Consider the following 17,040-nt stretch of genomic DNA (forward strand, 5'->3'; position numbering starts at 1 on the left):
GATGGACGTGAGTCGGTGGGCGAACTCGCGTGGCCTGACGGCTCTTCTGGTGACCGGCGCCTTCGCGGCCGGCGCCTACGGCGTCCACTCGGTACTCGAACAGACCGAGCCCGAGCCACGCCGACCTGTGACGCAATGGCGTTGGGAGTCCTACCGCACGGTTCAGCTCCGGGTCCCGGGCGACTGGGGATCGACCTGTGTCGTCAAACGGGAGCCTGCCTACGTCGGACGGCTGGGCGCCGTACCCGACATCGGCTGCGGTTCCCGGTTGTCGGATCCCGAGGTCCGCTCGCCCTACCTCTGGTTCGCGAGCCGGGAGCCGGTCGGCGTACAAGGCAGTGGGGACGGGTGGACCGCCGAAACCCGGCTTCTACTCGGCGTGAAGGTCACTGTCTTCACCGACGACGACGTACTCCGCGACTCGATCTTCGGGTCGGCTCAGCCGATCGTCAGCACCGATGCCTACGGCTGCCAGCCGAACGTGCCCACCAAGAAGCCGCCGCTCGGTCACGCCCTTGCAGCCGTTGGCGCCGTCCAGTCGGTCACCATCTGCGACTACCGCGGCCGGCAACTGTTCGCCAGTTCGAGACTCGAAGGCGCTCGGGCACAGGCCGCGGTGGACGCTGTCCTCGCCGCACCGGCCGGCCGTGGCCCTGACTCGAAGGAGAAGTGCACCAAGGTCAGCCCGATCGGCTTGCAGCTCAAGGTCGACGGCACCGCGCAAGCAGCCGAGGTCGCGATCCACTACAGCGGCTGTGCGGGCAACGGCGCCTCGGACGGAACCATCGAGCGCCGGCTGACCAGGCCGTACCTGCAGTTGCTGCTGTCCGGTCCCCACCGGCTGTCCGGCTGGAGCGGCGACAGCGGCATCGGACTGCTGCCCCGCTGATCAGCGCGGCGGCATCCGGAGGGCGCCGTCGAGGCGGATGACCTCGCCGTTGAGGAGCTGGTTGGTGACGATGTGGTCGACCAGGGCGGCGTACTCCGCGGGGCGGCCGAGGCGGGCCGGGTGCGGGACCTGCTGTTCCAGGACCTTGCGGGCGTCTTCGGGGAGGCCGGCGAGCATGGGGGTCTCCATCGTGCCGGGGGCGATGGTGACGACGCGGATGCCCTTGTCGGCCAGGTCGCGGGCGGCGGTCAGGGTGAGGGCGACGATGGCGCCCTTGCTCGACGCGTACGCCGCTTGGCCGATCTGGCCGTCGTAGGCGGCGATCGACGCGGTCATCACGACCACGCCGCGGTCGCCGTCCTGGTCCGGCTCCAGCGCGATCATCCGCTCAGCGGCCAGCCGGAGCACGTTGAAGGTGCCGATCAGGTTGACCTCGACCACCTGCCGGAAGGTTGCCAATGGCAACGGTCCTTTGCGGCCGACGACCCGGCCGGGGGTGGCGATCCCGGCGCAGGTGACGACCAGACGCAGCGGGCCCAGAGCGGCGGCCGTGTCGAGGGCGGCGGCGACGGCGGTCTCGTCGGTGACGTCGGTGGGCACGAAGACGACGCGCTCCCCCAGTTCGTCGGCGATCGCTTTGCCCGCCGACGACGGCAGGTCGCAGATCACCACACCGGCACCGGACGCGGCAAAGCGGCGTACGGTCGCCTCACCGAGACCGGAGCCACCACCGGTGACCAGAACGACATCGGATGGGCCTAGCTTCATCGAACACTCCTGAGTAGATCGCGGCTGATGACCAGTCGCTGGATCTGGTTGGTTCCTTCGAAGATCTGGGTCACCTTCGCCTCGCGCATGTAGCGCTCGGCGGGGAACTCGCGGGTGTAACCGTAGCCACCGAGCACCTGGACGGCGTCGGTGGTCACCTTCATCGCGGCGTCGGTGCAGACCAGCTTGGCGATCGCCGCCTGCTGGGTGAACGGCCGGCCCAGATCCCGCCGCCGGGCCGCCTGCAGGTACGTCGCCCGGGCGGACTCGGTCGCCGCGGCCATGTCGGCCAGCAGGAACTGCATGCCCTGGAAGTCGGAGATCGGCTGCCCGAACTGCTCCCGGCCCAGCGAGTACGACGCGGCCAGGTCGAGCGCGGCCTGCGCCAGCCCGACCGCGCAAGCCGCGATCCCGAGCCGGCCGGAGTCGAGCGCCGACAGCGCGATCCGCATCCCGTCGCCCTCGTTGCCGATCAGGTTGGCGACCGGGACCCGCACCTGGTCGAAGTTGACCAGCGTGGTGGTCGACCCGGTCAGGCCCATCTTGCGCTCGGGCGCACCGAAGCTGAGCCCCTCGCAGGAGGCCGGCACGTGGAAGGCCGAGATACCGCGCTTGGGGTCGGCCGACGTCCGCGCGAAGGTGGTGTAGAAGTCGGCCTGCGAGCCGTGCGTGATCCACGACTTGGTCCCCGACAGTACGTAGTGGTCGCCGTCGCGGACTGCCTTCGTTGTCATCGCACTGATGTCCGAACCGGCCTGTGGCTCCGACAACGCGTAGGCACCGAGCAACTCGCCGCCGACCAGGTCGGGCAGCAGCAGTTCGCGCTGGTCCGCCGAGCCGAAGTTCGCGATCGCGTAGCTGGTCATGGTGTGCACCGACAGGCCGACACCGACCGACATCCAGGCCGCGGAGATCTCCTCCAGCATCTGCAGGTAGACCTCGTACGGCTGCTCGGCGCCGCCGTACTGCTCCGGATAGGGCAGGCCCAGCAGCCCGGCCTTCCCGAGCGTGCGGAACGTCTCCCGCGGGAAGCTCTCGGCCTCCTCCGCCTTCGCGGCGTACGGCGCGAGCTCGTGCTCGCACAGGTCCCGGACCAGACCCAGCAGATCGCCGGCCTCCTCGGTCGGGAGCAAGCGGTCGACCGCCATCGGGCACCCCTCTCAGCAAGCTACCGAAATGATACTCGCATTGATACTGAAGACCATACTTGAGTATCGTTCTATGCTGTCTCGATATGACAACAGTCGTCCCCGGGCGCCGTACCCGCAGGCAGTCCGAGCTGCTCGACCGGCTCCTGTCCCTGTTTCTCACGCAAGGCTTCAGCCGGTTCACTCTGGACGACCTCGCCGCGGAGCTGCGCTGCAGCAAGACGACCTTGTACGCCCTGGCGCCGAGCAAGGAGCAGCTCGCCGTCGAGGTGGTCAAGCACTACTTCAAGAACGCCACCGCCGAGGTCGAGTCGGCGGTCGCCAAGCAGACCCGGCCGGACCGCCGGATCGCGGCGTACCTGAACGCCGTCGCCGACGCGCTGCGCCCGGCCGGCCGGACCTTCCTGGACGACGTCGCCACCTTCGCGCCGGCCCGGTCGGTCTACGAGCGCAACACCCGGATCGCGGCCGACCGGGTCCGCTCGCTGATCGAGGACGGGATCGCCAGCCGGGCCTTCCGGCAGGTCGACATCGGCTTCGCGGCCGAAATGGTCGCGCACACCATGCAGGCGATCCAGCGCGGAGACATCACCCGGCGGACCGGGCTGAGCGACGCCGAGGCGTACCGCGAGCTCGCCTCCTTCGTGCTGCACTCGCTGCGCCAGGACTGAGCCGAAAAAAGCCGGGTCCGGAAGCTGCCGTCGCCCACCTCCGGACCGCTCGCGATGGAAAGCTGTCCACCATGACGACTGTCTCCCTCCGGCGCGCCGCGGCGACGTTGATCGCCGGCGCCTTCGCCTTCGCGGCGCTGCCCGCCGCCTCGGCTGTCCCGGCGGTCCCGCGGAAGCCGGAGCCACCGCGCTCCGCGGCGGCGATCACCGCGGAACTGAACGAGCACGTCGAGCTCCCCGGTACGGCGTGGATGACCCGTCCGGACGGCAGGATCCTCGTCTCCTACGACTCCACCGTGACCGGAGCCAGGTTGCAGGCGCTGACCAGGCAGACGCAGCGCTTCGGCAGCCAGGTAGTGCTGGAGAGGATGCCCGGCAAGCTCGGCAAGAAGCTCGGGGGCGGCGGCGTGATCTGGGGCGGCGAGTACAAGTGCTCGCTCGGCTTCAACGTCCAGCGCAAGGGCCGTTTCTACTTCCTGACCGCGGGCCACTGCGGCAACTTCGCGCCGCACTGGTACCACGACGAGCGGAAGACGAACCGGATCGGCACCGTCCACCACTCCAGCTACGCATGGAACGACTACGCCCTGGTCGTCTACCGCTCCGGCCTCAAGCCGGGCGGCAGCGTGAGCCTGCCGAACCGCCGGTCCCAGGACATCACCAAGGCGATGAACCCCGGCATCAACCAGCTGGTCTACCGCATGGGTGCCACCAGCGGCCTGCACAGCGGCCGGGTCACCGGTCTCAACGCGACCGTGAACTACCCCGACGGCCGGGTGGCCGGACTGATCCGCACCAGCGTCTGCGCCGACGAAGGAGACTCCGGCGGCCCGCTGTTCTACCGGAACTTCGCCTTCGGCCTGACCTCCGGCGGTACCGGCGACTGCCGGTCCGGCGGCGTGACCTATTTCCAGCCCGTCGTCGAGGCGCTGAACGTCTACGGCGTCACCGTCTACTGATCCGGGCCCCAGAGCTTGGCCCCGGCGAGTAGCGTTTCCGGAATGCAGCTGAAGTTGGGGCCCCTGCTCCGGTACGTCGACGAAACCCGCGCAACCGTCTGGGTGGAGACCACCGAAGCCGGCGAGGTCGAAGTGCTCGGGCACCGCACCAGAACCTGGTCGGTGCACGGGCACCACTACGCACTGGTGCTGATCGAAGGACTCGAGCCGGCCACCGCGACGCCGTACGAGGTGCATCTCGACGGCGAGAAGGTCTGGCCGCCGGCCGACAGTCCGTACGGGCCGAGCGTGATCCGGACGCCCCGGGCGGACGGGACCTTCCGGCTGACCTTCGGGTCCTGCCGGCGATCGGCGCCGTTCGACGAGCAGGGCTTCAAGGACTTCGGGCCGGACGCCCTGGTGGCGCTGGCCGAGCGGATGACGTCCGGCGCGGGCGACACCGAGTGGCCGGACGCGGTGTTGCTGCTCGGTGACCAGGTCTACGCGGACGACCCGTCGGACGTCGTACTGGAGAAGCTGCGGGCCGCTCACGGGCGCCGGCCGGATTCCGAGGTGGCCGATGAGATCGGCAACTTCGAGGAGTACACCTGGCTGTACGACGACGCCTGGCTGAACCCAGCCGTCCGGTGGCTGTTCTCCACCGTGCCGCTGTGCATGTTGCTCGACGACCACGATCTGCGCGACGACTGGAACACCTCGCTGACCTGGCGTCGCTGGGTGACCCGGCAGTCCTGGTGGCACGACCGGGTGGTCGGCGCGTACGCGTCGTACTGGGTGTACCAGCACCTCGGCAACCTGTCGCCGGAGCAGCTCGACAAGGATCCGACGTACGCCGCGATGCGCGGACTGGACGACGAGGACGAACGCAGCTCCTACCTGGACGCCTTCGCCTGGGAGGCCGACGAGGACCCGGCGTCGACCCGGTGGAGCTTCTACCGCGACTTCGGCGCGCGGTCTCGCGGGGTCCGCCTGGTGGCCGTCGACTCCCGGTGCTCGCGGCAGCTGGAACCCGATGAGCGGGCGATGGTCGACGCGCACGAGTGGGAGTGGGTCCGGCGGCACACGGTCGAGGCGTCGCAGCCGATCAACCACCTGCTGCTCGCCTCCACCCTGCCGTTCCTGCTCGCGCCGGGCCTGCACCACCTGGAGGGCTGGGACGAGGCGATCTCGTCGGGCGCCTGGGGACCGCGCGGGTCGCGGCTGGGCGAGAAGATCCGGCAGGGCATGGATCTGGAGCACTGGGCGTCGTTCCGCAGGTCCTTCGACGACGTGACCGAGCTGCTCGGCGAGCTGGTCCGGGCCGACGATCCGCCGAACTCGATCCTGATGCTGTCCGGCGACGTGCACTGCAGCTACCTGACGGAAGCGTCACTGAACGGCGTCGACCATCCGCGGACCGCGATCCGCCAGTTGACGATGTCGCCGTTCCGCAACCCGGTGGGCTGGCACATCAAGCTGGCGAACAGGCTGCTCGACAGCTGGGGCATGACGAAGGTGCTGCACCGGCTGGCCCGGTCGGCCGGAGTGCGTGACGTGGCGGCGAACTGGCGGACGGCGTACGGGCCGTGGTTCGAGAACGGCGTGATGACGGTGGTCGTGCGGGGTGACGACGCGGACGTGGCGGTCGATCACGCGCGCCTCGTGGACGGCCGGCAGAAGCTGAAGAGCACTCTGCGTCACCGGCTGACCGCCTGAGGGTGAGCAGGGGGTGTCGCGGAGGGAAACCCTTACTCTCTGAGTTCGCACGGGCACTTTATGACAGTTTCCGGTAGAACAGATCACGGTTGAGTCAAGGACGCACCCGCCCCGAGCGCGTCCTCATCCTGAGGAGGCTGACCGTGAAGTTCCCTTCCGCCCGCCGTACCGCAGCAATTCTGGCTACCGCCGGACTGGCCGCAACCACCGCACTGCTGTCCAGCCAGGCGACCGCCGCACCTGTGCAGCCGTCGACCCTGTCGGCCAGCGCCATCACCGCCACCCTGAGCCGGGACGCGTCGATCCCGGGCACCGCGTGGAGCACCCAGCCCGACGGCCGGATCATCGTGTCGTACGACGACACCGTGACCGGATCCAAGATGTCCGCGCTGACCGGCGTCACCAAGCAGTTCGGCAGCCGCATCACCCTGGAGAAGATTCCGGGCAAGCTCAGCAAGTACATCAGCGGTGGTGACGCCATCTACGGCGGCAACTCCCGCTGCTCCCTCGGCTTCAACGTCCGCAGCGGCAGCACGTACTACTTCCTGACCGCCGGTCACTGCGGCAACATCGCCTCGTCGTGGTACGCGAACTCGTCCAAGACCACCCTGCTCGGCACGGTCACCGGTTCGAGCTTCCCGGGCAACGACTACGCGATCGTCCGCTACGCCGCCTCCTACACCAACCACCCTGGCAACGTGAACCTCTACAACGGTTCGTACCAGGACATCACCAGCGCCGGGAACGCTTCGGTCGGCCAGGCCGTCCGGCGCAGCGGTAGCACGACCGGGCTGCGCAGCGGCTCCGTCACCGCTACCAACGCGACGGTCAACTACGCCGAGGGCAGCGTGTCCGGTCTGATCCGCACCAACGTCTGCGCCCAGGGCGGCGACTCGGGCGGCGCGCTGTTCGCCGGCACCGTCGCGCTCGGCCTCACCTCCGGTGGCAGCGGCAACTGCTCCACCGGTGGCACCACGTTCTTCCAGCCGGTCACCGAGGTGCTCAGCCGGTACGGCGTGAGCGTCTACTGATCGACGAGAAGTTCCAGCAACGCCCCCTGCCGCAGCGCGGCAGGGGGCGTTCGTCATAACTGCGGAGTTATCGACGTTCATAACTCGGGCCCGGCCAGAAGAAGGATGACCCTCACATCACGGAGCCGTCCGAGTACTCACAGAGACGCCGGGTAGGTCTCTCCTCGGTTAGGTCTAGGACGCGTCCGCCCCCGAATGCGTCCTCATCGTGAGGAGACGAACCATGCGTATTTCCCGTACCGCAGCATTTCTGGCCACCGCCGGACTCGCCGCCACCACCACTCTGCTGGCCACCCAGGCCAACGCCGCGCCGCCCGGCCCGGCGGCCGTCACCGCCACCTTGGCGAAGGAAGCATCGATCCCCGGCACCGCCTGGGTGACCGACCCGAAGACCGGCGTCGTCACCGTCTCGTACGACGACACCGTCACCGGCTCGAAGCTGACCGCGCTGACCGGCGTCACCAAGGGACTCGGCAGCAAGGTCAAGGTCGAGAAGATCCCCGGCAAGCTCTCCAAGAAGCTCAGCGGCGGCGACGCCATCTACGGCGGCAACTCGCGCTGCTCCCTCGGCTTCAACGTCACCGACGGCAGCTCGTACTACTTCCTGACCGCCGGCCACTGCGGCAACATCGCCGCCACCTGGTACGCCGACTCCGGCCACTCCCAGTCTGTCGGCGACGTCCAGGGCTCGAGCTTCCCGGGCAACGACTACGCCCTGGTGAAGTACCCGGCCGGTACGCCGGAACCGGCCGGCAACGTGGACCTCTACAACGGCTCGTTCCAGGAGATCACCTCAGCCGGTGACGCCTCGGTCGGCCAGGCGGTCCAGCGCAGCGGCTCCACCACCCAGGTCCACGACGGCACCGTCACCGGCGTCAACGCGACGGTCAACTACGCCGAAGGCACCGTCACCGGCCTGATCCAGACCAACGTCTGCGCCGAGGGCGGCGACTCCGGTGGCGCCCTCTACGCCGGCACCACCGCCCTGGGCCTGACCTCCGGCGGCTCCGGCAACTGCAGCTCCGGCGGCACCACCTACTTCCAGCCGGTCACCGAGGCCCTCTCCACCTACAACGTCAGCGTCTACTGATCCGCTGACGCAACCGCCCTCATCAAGCGGGTTTGAACACCAAACGGCGACCTTGAACAGGTAATAACTTGTTCAAGGTCGCCATTTGGTGTTCGCGGTCGGCGGGAGTGGTTATCCCCAGGCAGGAAAGTCCGGATCGGTTGAGGGCTGGCCGACCGGCATGTTGTTGGTGTGAACAAGAAATTGCAGCGGGTGGTGCGGGAGCGGGGTGGGTGGTTCAGTCGGGGTGATGCGTTGGACGCGGCGTACACCGCCAGCGAGGTCCGGCTTCGACTCAAGCGCGGGCAGTGGAAACGTTTGTGCAGGGACGTGTACTGCGAAGTTGGCGACTGGCCGGAGGACGAGTCGCCTTGGGCCCGTACCGCGCGACTGCACACCCTGATGGCGCGGGCGGTCGTCAGGCGGCTGGATGCCGGAGTCGTGATCAGCCACCAAACGGCGACGTTGCTCTACGGGCTTCCGACCTGGGGACTCGATCACAGCAGGGTGCAGGTGACAAGAACCTCAGGGCGAGCGCGATCCGACCGTTCGGTCCAGGTACATCGGACGGTCCTCGCGACGGACGAGACGGCTGAGGTGCTCGGCTTGCGTGTCACCTCGCCCGCCCGGGCAGTCGTCGAAACCACCTGTACTTCGTCGTACGAGGTCGGGGTGGTGTTGGCGGACGCCGCGCTGCGGGAGGGTCTGGTGACCGCCGTTGAGCTGACCCAGATGGCGGACTACCTCAAACATTGGCCAGGCTCGCCCGCCGCCCAGGCAGCAACCGCCTTCGCCGATGGCGCGAGCGAGTCGGTCGGTGAGTCGCGACTGCGGATCCTGATGGCCAACGAAGGTCTACCGGCGCCTGAGTCGCAAGTGGAGATTCTCGATGCGGCCGGGCAACTGGTCGGCCGAGTCGACTTCCTTCTGCTCGGCCACCTGATCGTCGAGTTCGACGGAGCCCTGAAGTACGACAGCTCAAAGGCTCTGATGGCCGAGAAGTGGCGTGAGGACCGCCTCCGCGAGCTCGGCTATGCCTTCGCCCGAGTCACCTGGCCCGACCTGAACCACCCCCACCAAACTGCCACCCGCCTCCGCCGCCTACTCGGCGCACCAGCGTTGGCACCTTGAACACCAAACGGCGACCTTGAACAATTTATTACCTGTTCAAGGTCGCCGTTTGGTGTTCAAGGTCGTTCTTCGTCGATCAGGCGCGGCGGCGGGAGATCTCGTAGAGGGCGACGCCGGTGGCGATGCCCGCGTTGAGGGACTCGGTGGCCGAGGTCATCGGGATGGAGACGATCAGGTCGCAGTTCTCGCGGACCAGCCGGGCCAGGCCCTTGCCCTCGGAGCCGACGACCAGCACGATCGGCTCGGTGGCGGCCTCCAGTTCGGGCAGCTCCACCTCGCCGCCCATGTCGAGGCCGACGATCATCAGGCCGGCGTCCTTGTAGGACTTCAGGGCGCGGTTGAGGTTGGTCGCGCGGGCGACCGGGATCCGGGCCGCGGCACCGGCGGAGGTCTTCCAGGCCGAGGCGGTCATCGAGGCCGTGCGGCGCTCGGGAACCAGTACGCCGTGGGCACCGAAAGCGGCGGCCGAGCGGGTGATGGCGCCGAGGTTGCGCGGGTCGGTGACGCCGTCGAGCGCGACGATCAGCGGCACCTGGCCGGCGTCGTACGCGCGGGACAGCAGGTCGTCGGGGTGCGCGTACTCGTACGGCGGGATCTGCACCGCGAGGCCTTGGTGCGCGCCGTGGCTGGTCAGCCGGTCCATCTCGGTCCGCGGCACCTCGAGCAGCGAGATGCCGTGCTCGGTGGCGATCAGCAGCGCCTCACGCAGCCGGGCGTCCCGTTCGGTGCCTTCGGCAACGTACAGCGCGTTGATCGGCACGCCCGCGCGGAGCGCCTCGACCACCGGGTTGCGGCCGTAGACCCACTCGACGGTCGCGTCGGCGTCCTTGCGGTCCGGGCGCCGGCCGCCGGGAGCGCGTTTCTCGGCGCGCTCCTTGGCCTTGGCCCGCTTGTGCGCGGGGTGCTTGGTGCGGTCCACCGCCTTCGGCGTCGGGCCCCGGCCCTCCAGACCCTGACGGACCCGGCCACCGGACCCGGCGGTCGGGTTGCCCTTGGGCTTCTTGCGGATGGCGCCCTTGCGCTGACTACTGCCTGGCACTTCAGTTTCCTTCGGTCGGTTCGGGCCGGCCCACCGTCCAGCGGGCACCCTGTGGGGTGTCCTCGACGGCGACGCCGAGCGCCTTGAGCCGGTCGCGGATGTCGTCCGACGCGGCATAGTCCTTGCGTTCGCGGGCGGCCTGCCGCTGGTTCAGCAGCGCCTTCACCAGGCCGTCGACGACCTCGGTGAGCGGTTCGGTACCCCCCGCACGCGAGGCCCACGGCTCGGCCAGCGGGTCCAGCCCGAGGACGCCGAGCATCGCGCGCACGGCGGCCAGGTTCTCTCGCAGCGCCGGGGAGTCACCGTCGCCGACCAGCTTGTTGCCGTCCCGCACGGTGTTGTGCAGTACGGCGATCGCGGCCGGCGTGCCGAGGTCGTCGTCCATCGCGGTGACGAAGGCTGCCGGCAGTTCGGTGGCCGGCTGCACTCCACCGGTCACCTCGGTCGCGCGTCCGACGTACCCCTCGATCCGCTGGAAGCTGGTCGCGGACTCCTCCAGCGCGGTCAGCGAGAACTCGACCACCGAACGGTAGTGCGAGCTGACCAGGTAGTACCGCAGCTCGATCGGCCGGACGTGCTCGACCACGGAGCGCACGACGGCACCGTTGCCCAGCGACTTCGACATCTTCTCGCCGGCCGCGGTGACCAGGGCGCTGTGCATCCAGAACCGGGCGAACTTCTGCCCGACCGCCCGGGACTGGGCCAGCTCGTTCTCGTGGTGCGGGAAGCGCAGGTCCAGACCGCCGCCGTGGATGTCGAACTCGGTCCCGAGGTACTTGCCCGCCATCGCGGAGCACTCCAGATGCCAGCCCGGCCGGCCGCGACCCCAGGGCGTCGGCCAGGAGGCCGTCCGCGGGGTGTCCTCGGTGTAGCCCTTCCAGAGCGCGAAGTCGCGGGGGTCCCGCTTGCCGCGGGGATCCGCGTCCTCGGCCGCTTCCATGTCGGCGATCCGCTGGTGCGAGAGCTCGCCGTATGACGGCCAGGACTTCACGTCGAAGTAGACGTCGCCGGAACCGTCGGGGGCGACGTAGGCGTAGCCCTTCTCGATCAGCTCGTCGATCATCTCGACCATCTCCGGGATGTGCCCGGTCGCGCGCGGTTCGTAGGTCGGCGGCCTGCAGCCGAGCACGTCGTAGGCCCAGTGCAGTTCGCGCTCGAACTCGTAGGCGTGCGCCCACCAGGGCACCTGCCGCTCGGCCGACTTGGCCAGGATCTTGTCGTCGATGTCGGTGACGTTCGCGATCACGGTGACCTCGTACCCCGAGCGCTCGAGCCAGCGCCGGAGGACGTCGAACACGATCTCCTTGTAGATGTGCCCGACGTGCGGGGCACCCTGCACCGTCAGCCCACAGTGGTAGATCCCGACCTTGCCCGGATGGACCGGTTCGAAATCCCTCACTGCTGCCGTCGCGGTGTCGTACAAGCGAAGTGTCACCGATCAAGGGTAACGGTGATTCCGGACCGCTCTTGACGAATAATCGGCTTGCGGCGGTCTCATAGTCTCGATCAGTGACCTATTCTCTGCCGATTGAGACCGACCGCCTGATCCTCCGCCGCTATCTCGAGACCGACTACGACGATCTGCTGAAGCTGCAGTCGAGCCCGGAAGTCACCCGGTTCCTGCTGTACGACCCGAAGACGCCCGAGCAGGTCAAGGAGTCGCTGGCCGGCCGGATGGCCGACGTACCGATGGACACCGACGGCCAGGCGCTCACCCTCGCGGTGATCCTGCGCGAGACCGGGCAGCACCTCGGCGAGGTGACGTTGTTCGTCCACAACGCCGACCATCGCACCGGCGAGCTGGGCTTCGTCTTCCATCCCGCCTCCCACGGTCGCGGGTACGCCGCCGAGGCGTCCGCCGAACTGCTCCGGCTCGGCTTCGAAGAGCTCGGCTGGCACCGGATCATCGGCCGGCTCGACCACCGCAACACCGGCTCGGCGAAGCTGCTCGGGCGGCTCGGGATGCGGCAGGAGGCGCACTTCGTCCGCAACGAGTTCCTGAAGGGTGAATGGACCGACGAACTGGTCTTCGCCGTGCTCGCCGAGGAGTGGAGCGGCACCCGTAAGTAATTCACAAAAGTTTGACACGTCACGGCACGCGTTCACCGCGACAGCGGGCGCCCGCGGGTCTACCGTCGAAATCATGACCGCCGCCCGTCCTCTTGCCGCGTTGCTCACCGGCGTCCTCGTGCTCAGCCTGGCGTCCGTGCCGAGCCAGGCCGTGCCGCCGCAGCAGCGGGAGATCACGTACCGCACGTGGACGTCGTCCGCCGACTTCCTCTCCGGCACCCGCTCCGGGACCACTGTCGCCGGTGGCGCCCTGCGCTTCGGTTCCGCCACCGGCACCACGGCGTACGTCGATCCGTTCGGTGACGGCTCCGCCAAGACCTACGAGCAGGCCAGCTGGATCTCGCCGGAGGTGAGACCCGGCTACGGCCTGACCGAGCTGGTCGCCTCCTGGAACGCGACCACTCCGGCCGGCACCTGGATCGAGGTCGCCATGTCCGGGCGGTCGGACGAGGGCACCACCACCAAGTGGTACGTGCTCGGCCGCTGGAGTCACGGTGACGACACCGCCGCCGGTGACATCCACCGCACGTCGGTGGCCGGCCAGGGTGACACCACCGGGACCGTCTCGGTGGACACCTTCGTCGCCCGCTCGGGCCGCTCACTGGACAGCTGGCGCCTCAAGGTGACGCTGTACCGCCTCGCGGGCACCAAGAAGGTCCCAGTAGTGCGGTCTGTCGGCGCGATGGCGTCGCGGCTGCCCGCGGACGAGACAGTGCCGGTCAGCCCGCGTGGCGGCGCCTGGGGGCGCGTGCTCGACGTACCGACGTACTCGCAGGAGACCCATATCGGCCACTACCCGCAGTGGGACGGTGGCGGTGAGGCCTGGTGCTCGGCGACGTCCACCGCGATGGTGCTCGACTACTACCGCCGTGGGCCGTCCCCTGCCGAGACAGCGTGGGTCGACCCGGCCGATGCCGATCCACAGGTCGATCACGCCGCCCGATCGGTGTTCGACTACAAGTACGACGGCGCCGGCAACTGGCCCTTCAACACCGCGTACGCCGGAACGCGGGGCCTCGACGCCTTCGTCACCCGGCTGCGGTCGCTGACCGAGGCCGAGCAGTTCATCAAGGCAGGTATCCCGCTGGTCGCCTCCCTCTCCTTCGAGAAGGACGAGCTCCCCGGCGCCGGCTACGGCACCAACGGCCACCTGATGGTCATCGTCGGCTTCACCACCACCGGCGACGTGGTGGTGAACGACCCGGCCTCGCACCTGATCAAGAGCAACGACGAGGTCCGAGCTGTTTACAACCGGCAGGCCTTCGAGAACGCTTGGATCCCGCACTCGGGTGGCCTGGTCTACGTCATCCATCCGGCCGGCAAGCGCCTGCCGCCGAAGACCCACCAGGCCAACTGGTAGCCCACGAACAGGAATCGCCCGTATGCCGGGGGCGGCGTGCGGGCGATTCCGAAGTACTGCTGCTGATCAGCGGGTGAAGAGCGCACCCGTCAGGTTGGTGGTGAGGTTGCGCAGCGAGTCCGGCAGGTACTGGAGGTGCCAGCCACGGGGGCCGCGGTACCAGTGGAAGCCCTCGTCCTCGTCGGCGTCGTTGTCGGTCGCCACCAGGGCGTCGATCCAGCGCTCGGAGCCGCCGAGAACTACGGCGTACGGCAGCGCGCGGGAGCAGAGCTCGGCGTGCTGGTCGGCGGGGAGTTCGCTGACGTCCATCTCCAGCAGCTCACCGCGGATGGCGGCGACCTGGCCGAGAACCCGGCCGGCGGCCGGCGCCTTGGCGGGCATGTGCCGGCCGATCGCGAGCAGGCCGACGCCGACAGCGGTGATGGCGATGCCGAGCAGACCCCAGGTGGAGATCAGGGCGAGCACCACGGTCAGGACCACGCCGAGCGCGGTGACCGCGATGCCGATGGTGGCCCACAGCGAGCGGGTGCGGTCCGGGCGCTCGGAGAACCAGCCCCGCTTGACGACACCGTCGTACAGGGCGTCCTGGACCAGGCCGAGGTTCGCGCGGACCTGGCGGCCGAGCTCGGAGACGAGCACCGCGTCGTTGTCGCCGAAGATCGCGCGGACCAGGACGTTCTCGTAGCGCTGCAGCTCCTCCGACGGCGCGTTGGCCACCCGGCGGAGCTCCCAGTCGGGACGGGCGAACTCGGTCTCGTGCTCCAGCTCGGTGATCGTCAGGTGACCGCGGACGGCCAGGTCGATGATCGTGGCGGTCACGTCGACCGGGTCGATCCGCTCGTCGATCAATGTGCCCACCTCACCGGGCCGCAGGTCGGCCGGCGGGGTGAAGTCGATCCGGGTGTCCTGCCCGAGGCTGAACAGCGAAGCCGGTACGACGCGGCGCGGGTCGACCTGGTCGCGGCCCCGCAACCGGTAGAGGACCAGCAGTGCGAGGGCGCCGAGCAGCAGCACCGCGAGGGCGGTGATCAGCTGGGCGGCGTCGGTGGAGAAGGCGCGCTTGAAGGTCTTGCGGTACTCGACGATCGAGTTGGCCGCGATCTGGCCCTTGGGGAAACCGATCGTGGTCCGGACCGTGTTGCCCGGCGGCAGACCCTGCTGCTTGAAGGTGGGGCCGGCCGTCTCGCCGAGCTGGGACAGCGTGCACGGGGTGTTGCTGTCGATCGCGCCGGCGAAGCAGGAGACGTGGCTGACCTCGGGAGCGCTGTAGACGATGTTGACGTCCTGCACGGTCAGGCCCAGCCCGGTCAGCGGCGAGAACCGCACCTCGGTGCCGTTCAGCGTGTCCGCGACCGCGCCCTTGACGGTGTAGGTGAAGTCGAGCTGGGTGTCACCGGACAGGTCGGCGACGGCGATCGAGCTGATGTCACCGTTGCTGGTGAGCTCCTTCTCCTTGTCCGTCCCGCCGGACTTCACCTGCAGGTCCTCGATCTTCTGCACGTGGTCCACGTCGTCGGGCAGGTGGTCGCGAGTGACCACGAACCGGGTGAAGGTCCCGGTCACGTTGCTCAGCTTCCAGGTCTCGGCGACCTTCAGCGAGCCGTCCCGTTCGACCCGGATCGTAGCGTCGAAATTGGTGACCACCGGGTCGGCGGTCGCGGTGGCACCGGCCGGAACGCCGGTCAGGGCCAGGAAACCGAGGGCACACAGAGGTACCCCGAGCAGACGTCTACGCATCGCCCAATCACACCGTATCGAGAGGGTCAGAGCTCTGCGGCCGGGCGGCCGGAGCAGGTCGTTGCAGACCGCACCATACCGCGACCCGCTGACCTGAGCCCGGTCTCGGATAGCGTCTGGCTCCGTGTCCAACCAGTGGCCCCCCGGCCAGAACCCTCAGCAGCCCCCGCAAGGCCCGCCCGGGCCGTGGCAAGGTCCTCCGCCGGGGCAGCAGTGGCAGGCACCCCCTCCCCAAGGACAGTGGGGGCCGCAACCGCAGTGGCAGCAGCCACCGCCGCCGCAGTACGGGGGCGGGTTGCCGCATGGCATGGGCTGGGGTGCGCCTCAGCCGGGCGGCCCAGGCTGGACGCCGCCGAGGAAGAAGGGCGGGGCCGGCAAGGCGATCCTGCTCGTGCTGGGAGTCGTCGTACTCGGAGTGGTGGGCGGCACGGCCGCAGTGATCGCACTGAAGCCGAACGACCCCTACACCAGTACGCCGTCCCCGACGGCGACCTACAGCCCGACGTACTCGCCGTCGGAGGAGCCTTCGCCGCAGCCGCCGAGCACTCAGCCGACGTCGCCGGTGGCACCGACCACGTCGAGACCTACGGCGACCCGGCCGACCGCTCCCCGGACCACCTCCCGGCCGACCACGAAGCCCCGGTCCGAGCCGAGCAATCTCGACATCGTCGCCCGCAACCGGCTCTACCAGGCGGGCAAGATGGGTTCGGTCAACTGCCGCGAGTCCAGTGCCCGCCCGGCCACAGCCGCCGGTGCCCGGGCCAACTACGCCAATCTGGTCAACTGCCTCAACCGCTCCTGGCCGGCGCTGGTCCAGCGGTCAGGTTCCACCTTCCGGGCCCCGAGGGTGATGTCGTTCTCCGGCACCGTGACCACCCCCTGCGGCAGCATGTACGACTCCGGGCCGCCCTTCTACTGCCCGAGCAACCAGACGATCTACATGAACCTGACCGAGGACGTCGGCAACTACAAGCGGGTCAACGCGAGCTACGCCCGGGTCTGGGCCCGGATGTGGATGCTGCACCAGTTCGCGCACGAGTACGGCCATCACGTGCAGAACCTGACCGGCATCATGCGGGCCAGCTTCGACCTGCGCTACGACGCCCCCAACCAAGCCGGCGAGCTGCTCGCCAGCCGCCGGCTCGAACTGCAGGCTTCCTGCCTCGGCGACGTCTTCATCGCCGCCAACAAGCGCAGCTACCCGCTGACCGGCGAGTCCCTGCGGCAGTGGAACTGGCTGATCGGCAACACCGTCGACCCGAAGCGTGACCACGGCAGCAAGGCGAACCACAAGTACTGGGCGCTGCGCGGCTTCAACGCTGTCGGTCCGGGCGCCTGCAACACCTTCACCGCCTCCCAGCCCCGGGTGTCTTAGACAAATATTTGATCAGCGACAGAGACGGATAGCGGTCCTGATGGTTAGCCTGTTGCCCCGGCTCACGCCCTGTGTGTCCCGGGGGGATGAGGAACGAC

General features: G+C 68.9%; 15 protein-coding genes. 10 read left to right on the forward strand and 5 right to left on the reverse strand.

Annotated elements, in window-relative coordinates:
* Nucleotide 1: 1 nt before the first annotated feature.
* Complete coding sequence (locus OX958_RS31750; protein ID WP_270133869.1) at nt 2-889, forward strand: hypothetical protein; 888 nt, start codon at nt 2-4, stop codon at nt 887-889.
* Here OX958_RS31750 and OX958_RS31755 read toward each other — a convergent pair whose 3' ends face one another.
* Together OX958_RS31755 and OX958_RS31760 are read right to left on the reverse strand one after the other, a co-directional pair.
* Nucleotides 890-1,657, reverse strand: a complete 768-nt coding sequence (locus tag OX958_RS31755; protein WP_270133870.1) for an SDR family NAD(P)-dependent oxidoreductase — start codon at nt 1,655-1,657, stop codon at nt 890-892. It abuts the gene before it with no gap.
* The gene (locus OX958_RS31760; RefSeq protein ID WP_270133871.1) at nt 1,654-2,805 is read right to left on the reverse strand and encodes an acyl-CoA dehydrogenase family protein; all 1,152 of its coding nucleotides are present in this window, start codon (nt 2,803-2,805) and stop codon (nt 1,654-1,656) included. The genes OX958_RS31755 and OX958_RS31760 overlap by 4 nt, the downstream gene beginning before the upstream one ends.
* 86 nt (nt 2,806-2,891) lie before the next feature.
* On the opposite strand from OX958_RS31760, the gene OX958_RS31765 reads away from it, so the two are divergent.
* The 6 genes from OX958_RS31765 (at nt 2,892) to OX958_RS31790 (ending at nt 9,361) form a co-directional block, all read left to right on the forward strand.
* Nucleotides 2,892-3,476, forward strand: coding sequence for a TetR/AcrR family transcriptional regulator (locus OX958_RS31765; RefSeq protein ID WP_270133872.1), 585 nt, complete (start codon nt 2,892-2,894; stop codon nt 3,474-3,476).
* 71 nt (nt 3,477-3,547) lie between these two features.
* The gene (locus OX958_RS31770; RefSeq protein ID WP_270133873.1) at nt 3,548-4,435 is read left to right on the forward strand and encodes a S1 family peptidase; all 888 of its coding nucleotides are present in this window, start codon (nt 3,548-3,550) and stop codon (nt 4,433-4,435) included.
* A gap of 42 nt (nt 4,436-4,477) precedes the next feature.
* Nucleotides 4,478-6,130 (forward strand): DUF7800 domain-containing protein, encoded by a 1,653-nt coding sequence (locus OX958_RS31775; RefSeq protein WP_270133874.1) that lies wholly within the window; start codon nt 4,478-4,480, stop codon nt 6,128-6,130.
* A gap of 143 nt (nt 6,131-6,273) precedes the next feature.
* Nucleotides 6,274-7,161 carry a S1 family peptidase gene (locus tag OX958_RS31780; protein ID WP_270133876.1) on the forward strand — a complete coding sequence of 296 codons (888 nt, stop codon included), beginning with the start codon at nt 6,274-6,276 and terminating at the stop codon, nt 7,159-7,161.
* Nucleotides 7,162-7,384: 223 nt separating this feature from the next.
* Nucleotides 7,385-8,251 carry a S1 family peptidase gene (locus tag OX958_RS31785; protein ID WP_270133877.1) on the forward strand — a complete coding sequence of 289 codons (867 nt, stop codon included), beginning with the start codon at nt 7,385-7,387 and terminating at the stop codon, nt 8,249-8,251.
* 171 nt (nt 8,252-8,422) lie between these two features.
* Nucleotides 8,423-9,361: a hypothetical protein gene (locus OX958_RS31790; RefSeq protein ID WP_270133878.1), complete on the forward strand. Its 939-nt coding sequence runs from the start codon at nt 8,423-8,425 to the stop codon at nt 9,359-9,361.
* Between the two features lie 76 nt (nt 9,362-9,437).
* On the opposite strand, the gene rlmB is transcribed toward OX958_RS31790, so the two are convergent.
* Nucleotides 9,438-10,400: a 23S rRNA (guanosine(2251)-2'-O)-methyltransferase RlmB gene (rlmB, locus tag OX958_RS31795; protein ID WP_270133879.1), complete on the reverse strand. Its 963-nt coding sequence runs from the start codon at nt 10,398-10,400 to the stop codon at nt 9,438-9,440.
* Nucleotide 10,401: 1 nt separating this feature from the next.
* Nucleotides 10,402-11,835, reverse strand: coding sequence for a cysteine--tRNA ligase (gene cysS, locus OX958_RS31800; protein WP_270133880.1), 1,434 nt, complete (start codon nt 11,833-11,835; stop codon nt 10,402-10,404).
* Between the two features lie 74 nt (nt 11,836-11,909).
* Between cysS and OX958_RS31805 the strand changes: the two genes are divergently transcribed.
* The gene (locus tag OX958_RS31805; protein WP_270133881.1) at nt 11,910-12,470 is read left to right on the forward strand and encodes a GNAT family N-acetyltransferase; all 561 of its coding nucleotides are present in this window, start codon (nt 11,910-11,912) and stop codon (nt 12,468-12,470) included.
* Between the two features lie 73 nt (nt 12,471-12,543).
* Entirely contained in the window at nt 12,544-13,830 is a 1,287-nt protein-coding gene (locus tag OX958_RS31810; protein ID WP_270133882.1) for a peptidase C39 family protein, read from the forward strand.
* Nucleotides 13,831-13,896: 66 nt separating this feature from the next.
* Here the strand turns inward: OX958_RS31810 and OX958_RS31815 are convergent, their stop codons facing one another.
* The gene (locus OX958_RS31815) at nt 13,897-15,567 is read right to left on the reverse strand and encodes a DUF2207 domain-containing protein (protein ID WP_270133883.1); all 1,671 of its coding nucleotides are present in this window, start codon (nt 15,565-15,567) and stop codon (nt 13,897-13,899) included.
* A 307-nt stretch (nt 15,568-15,874) separates the two neighbouring features.
* On the opposite strand from OX958_RS31815, the gene OX958_RS31820 reads away from it, so the two are divergent.
* Nucleotides 15,875-16,942 (forward strand): neutral zinc metallopeptidase, encoded by a 1,068-nt coding sequence (locus OX958_RS31820; protein ID WP_270133885.1) that lies wholly within the window; start codon nt 15,875-15,877, stop codon nt 16,940-16,942.
* The last annotated feature ends 98 nt before the right edge of the window (nt 16,943-17,040 follow it).

Source organism: Kribbella sp. CA-293567, assembly GCF_027627575.1.
In the GTDB taxonomy this organism is placed as follows: Bacteria; Actinomycetota; Actinomycetes; order Propionibacteriales; family Kribbellaceae; genus Kribbella.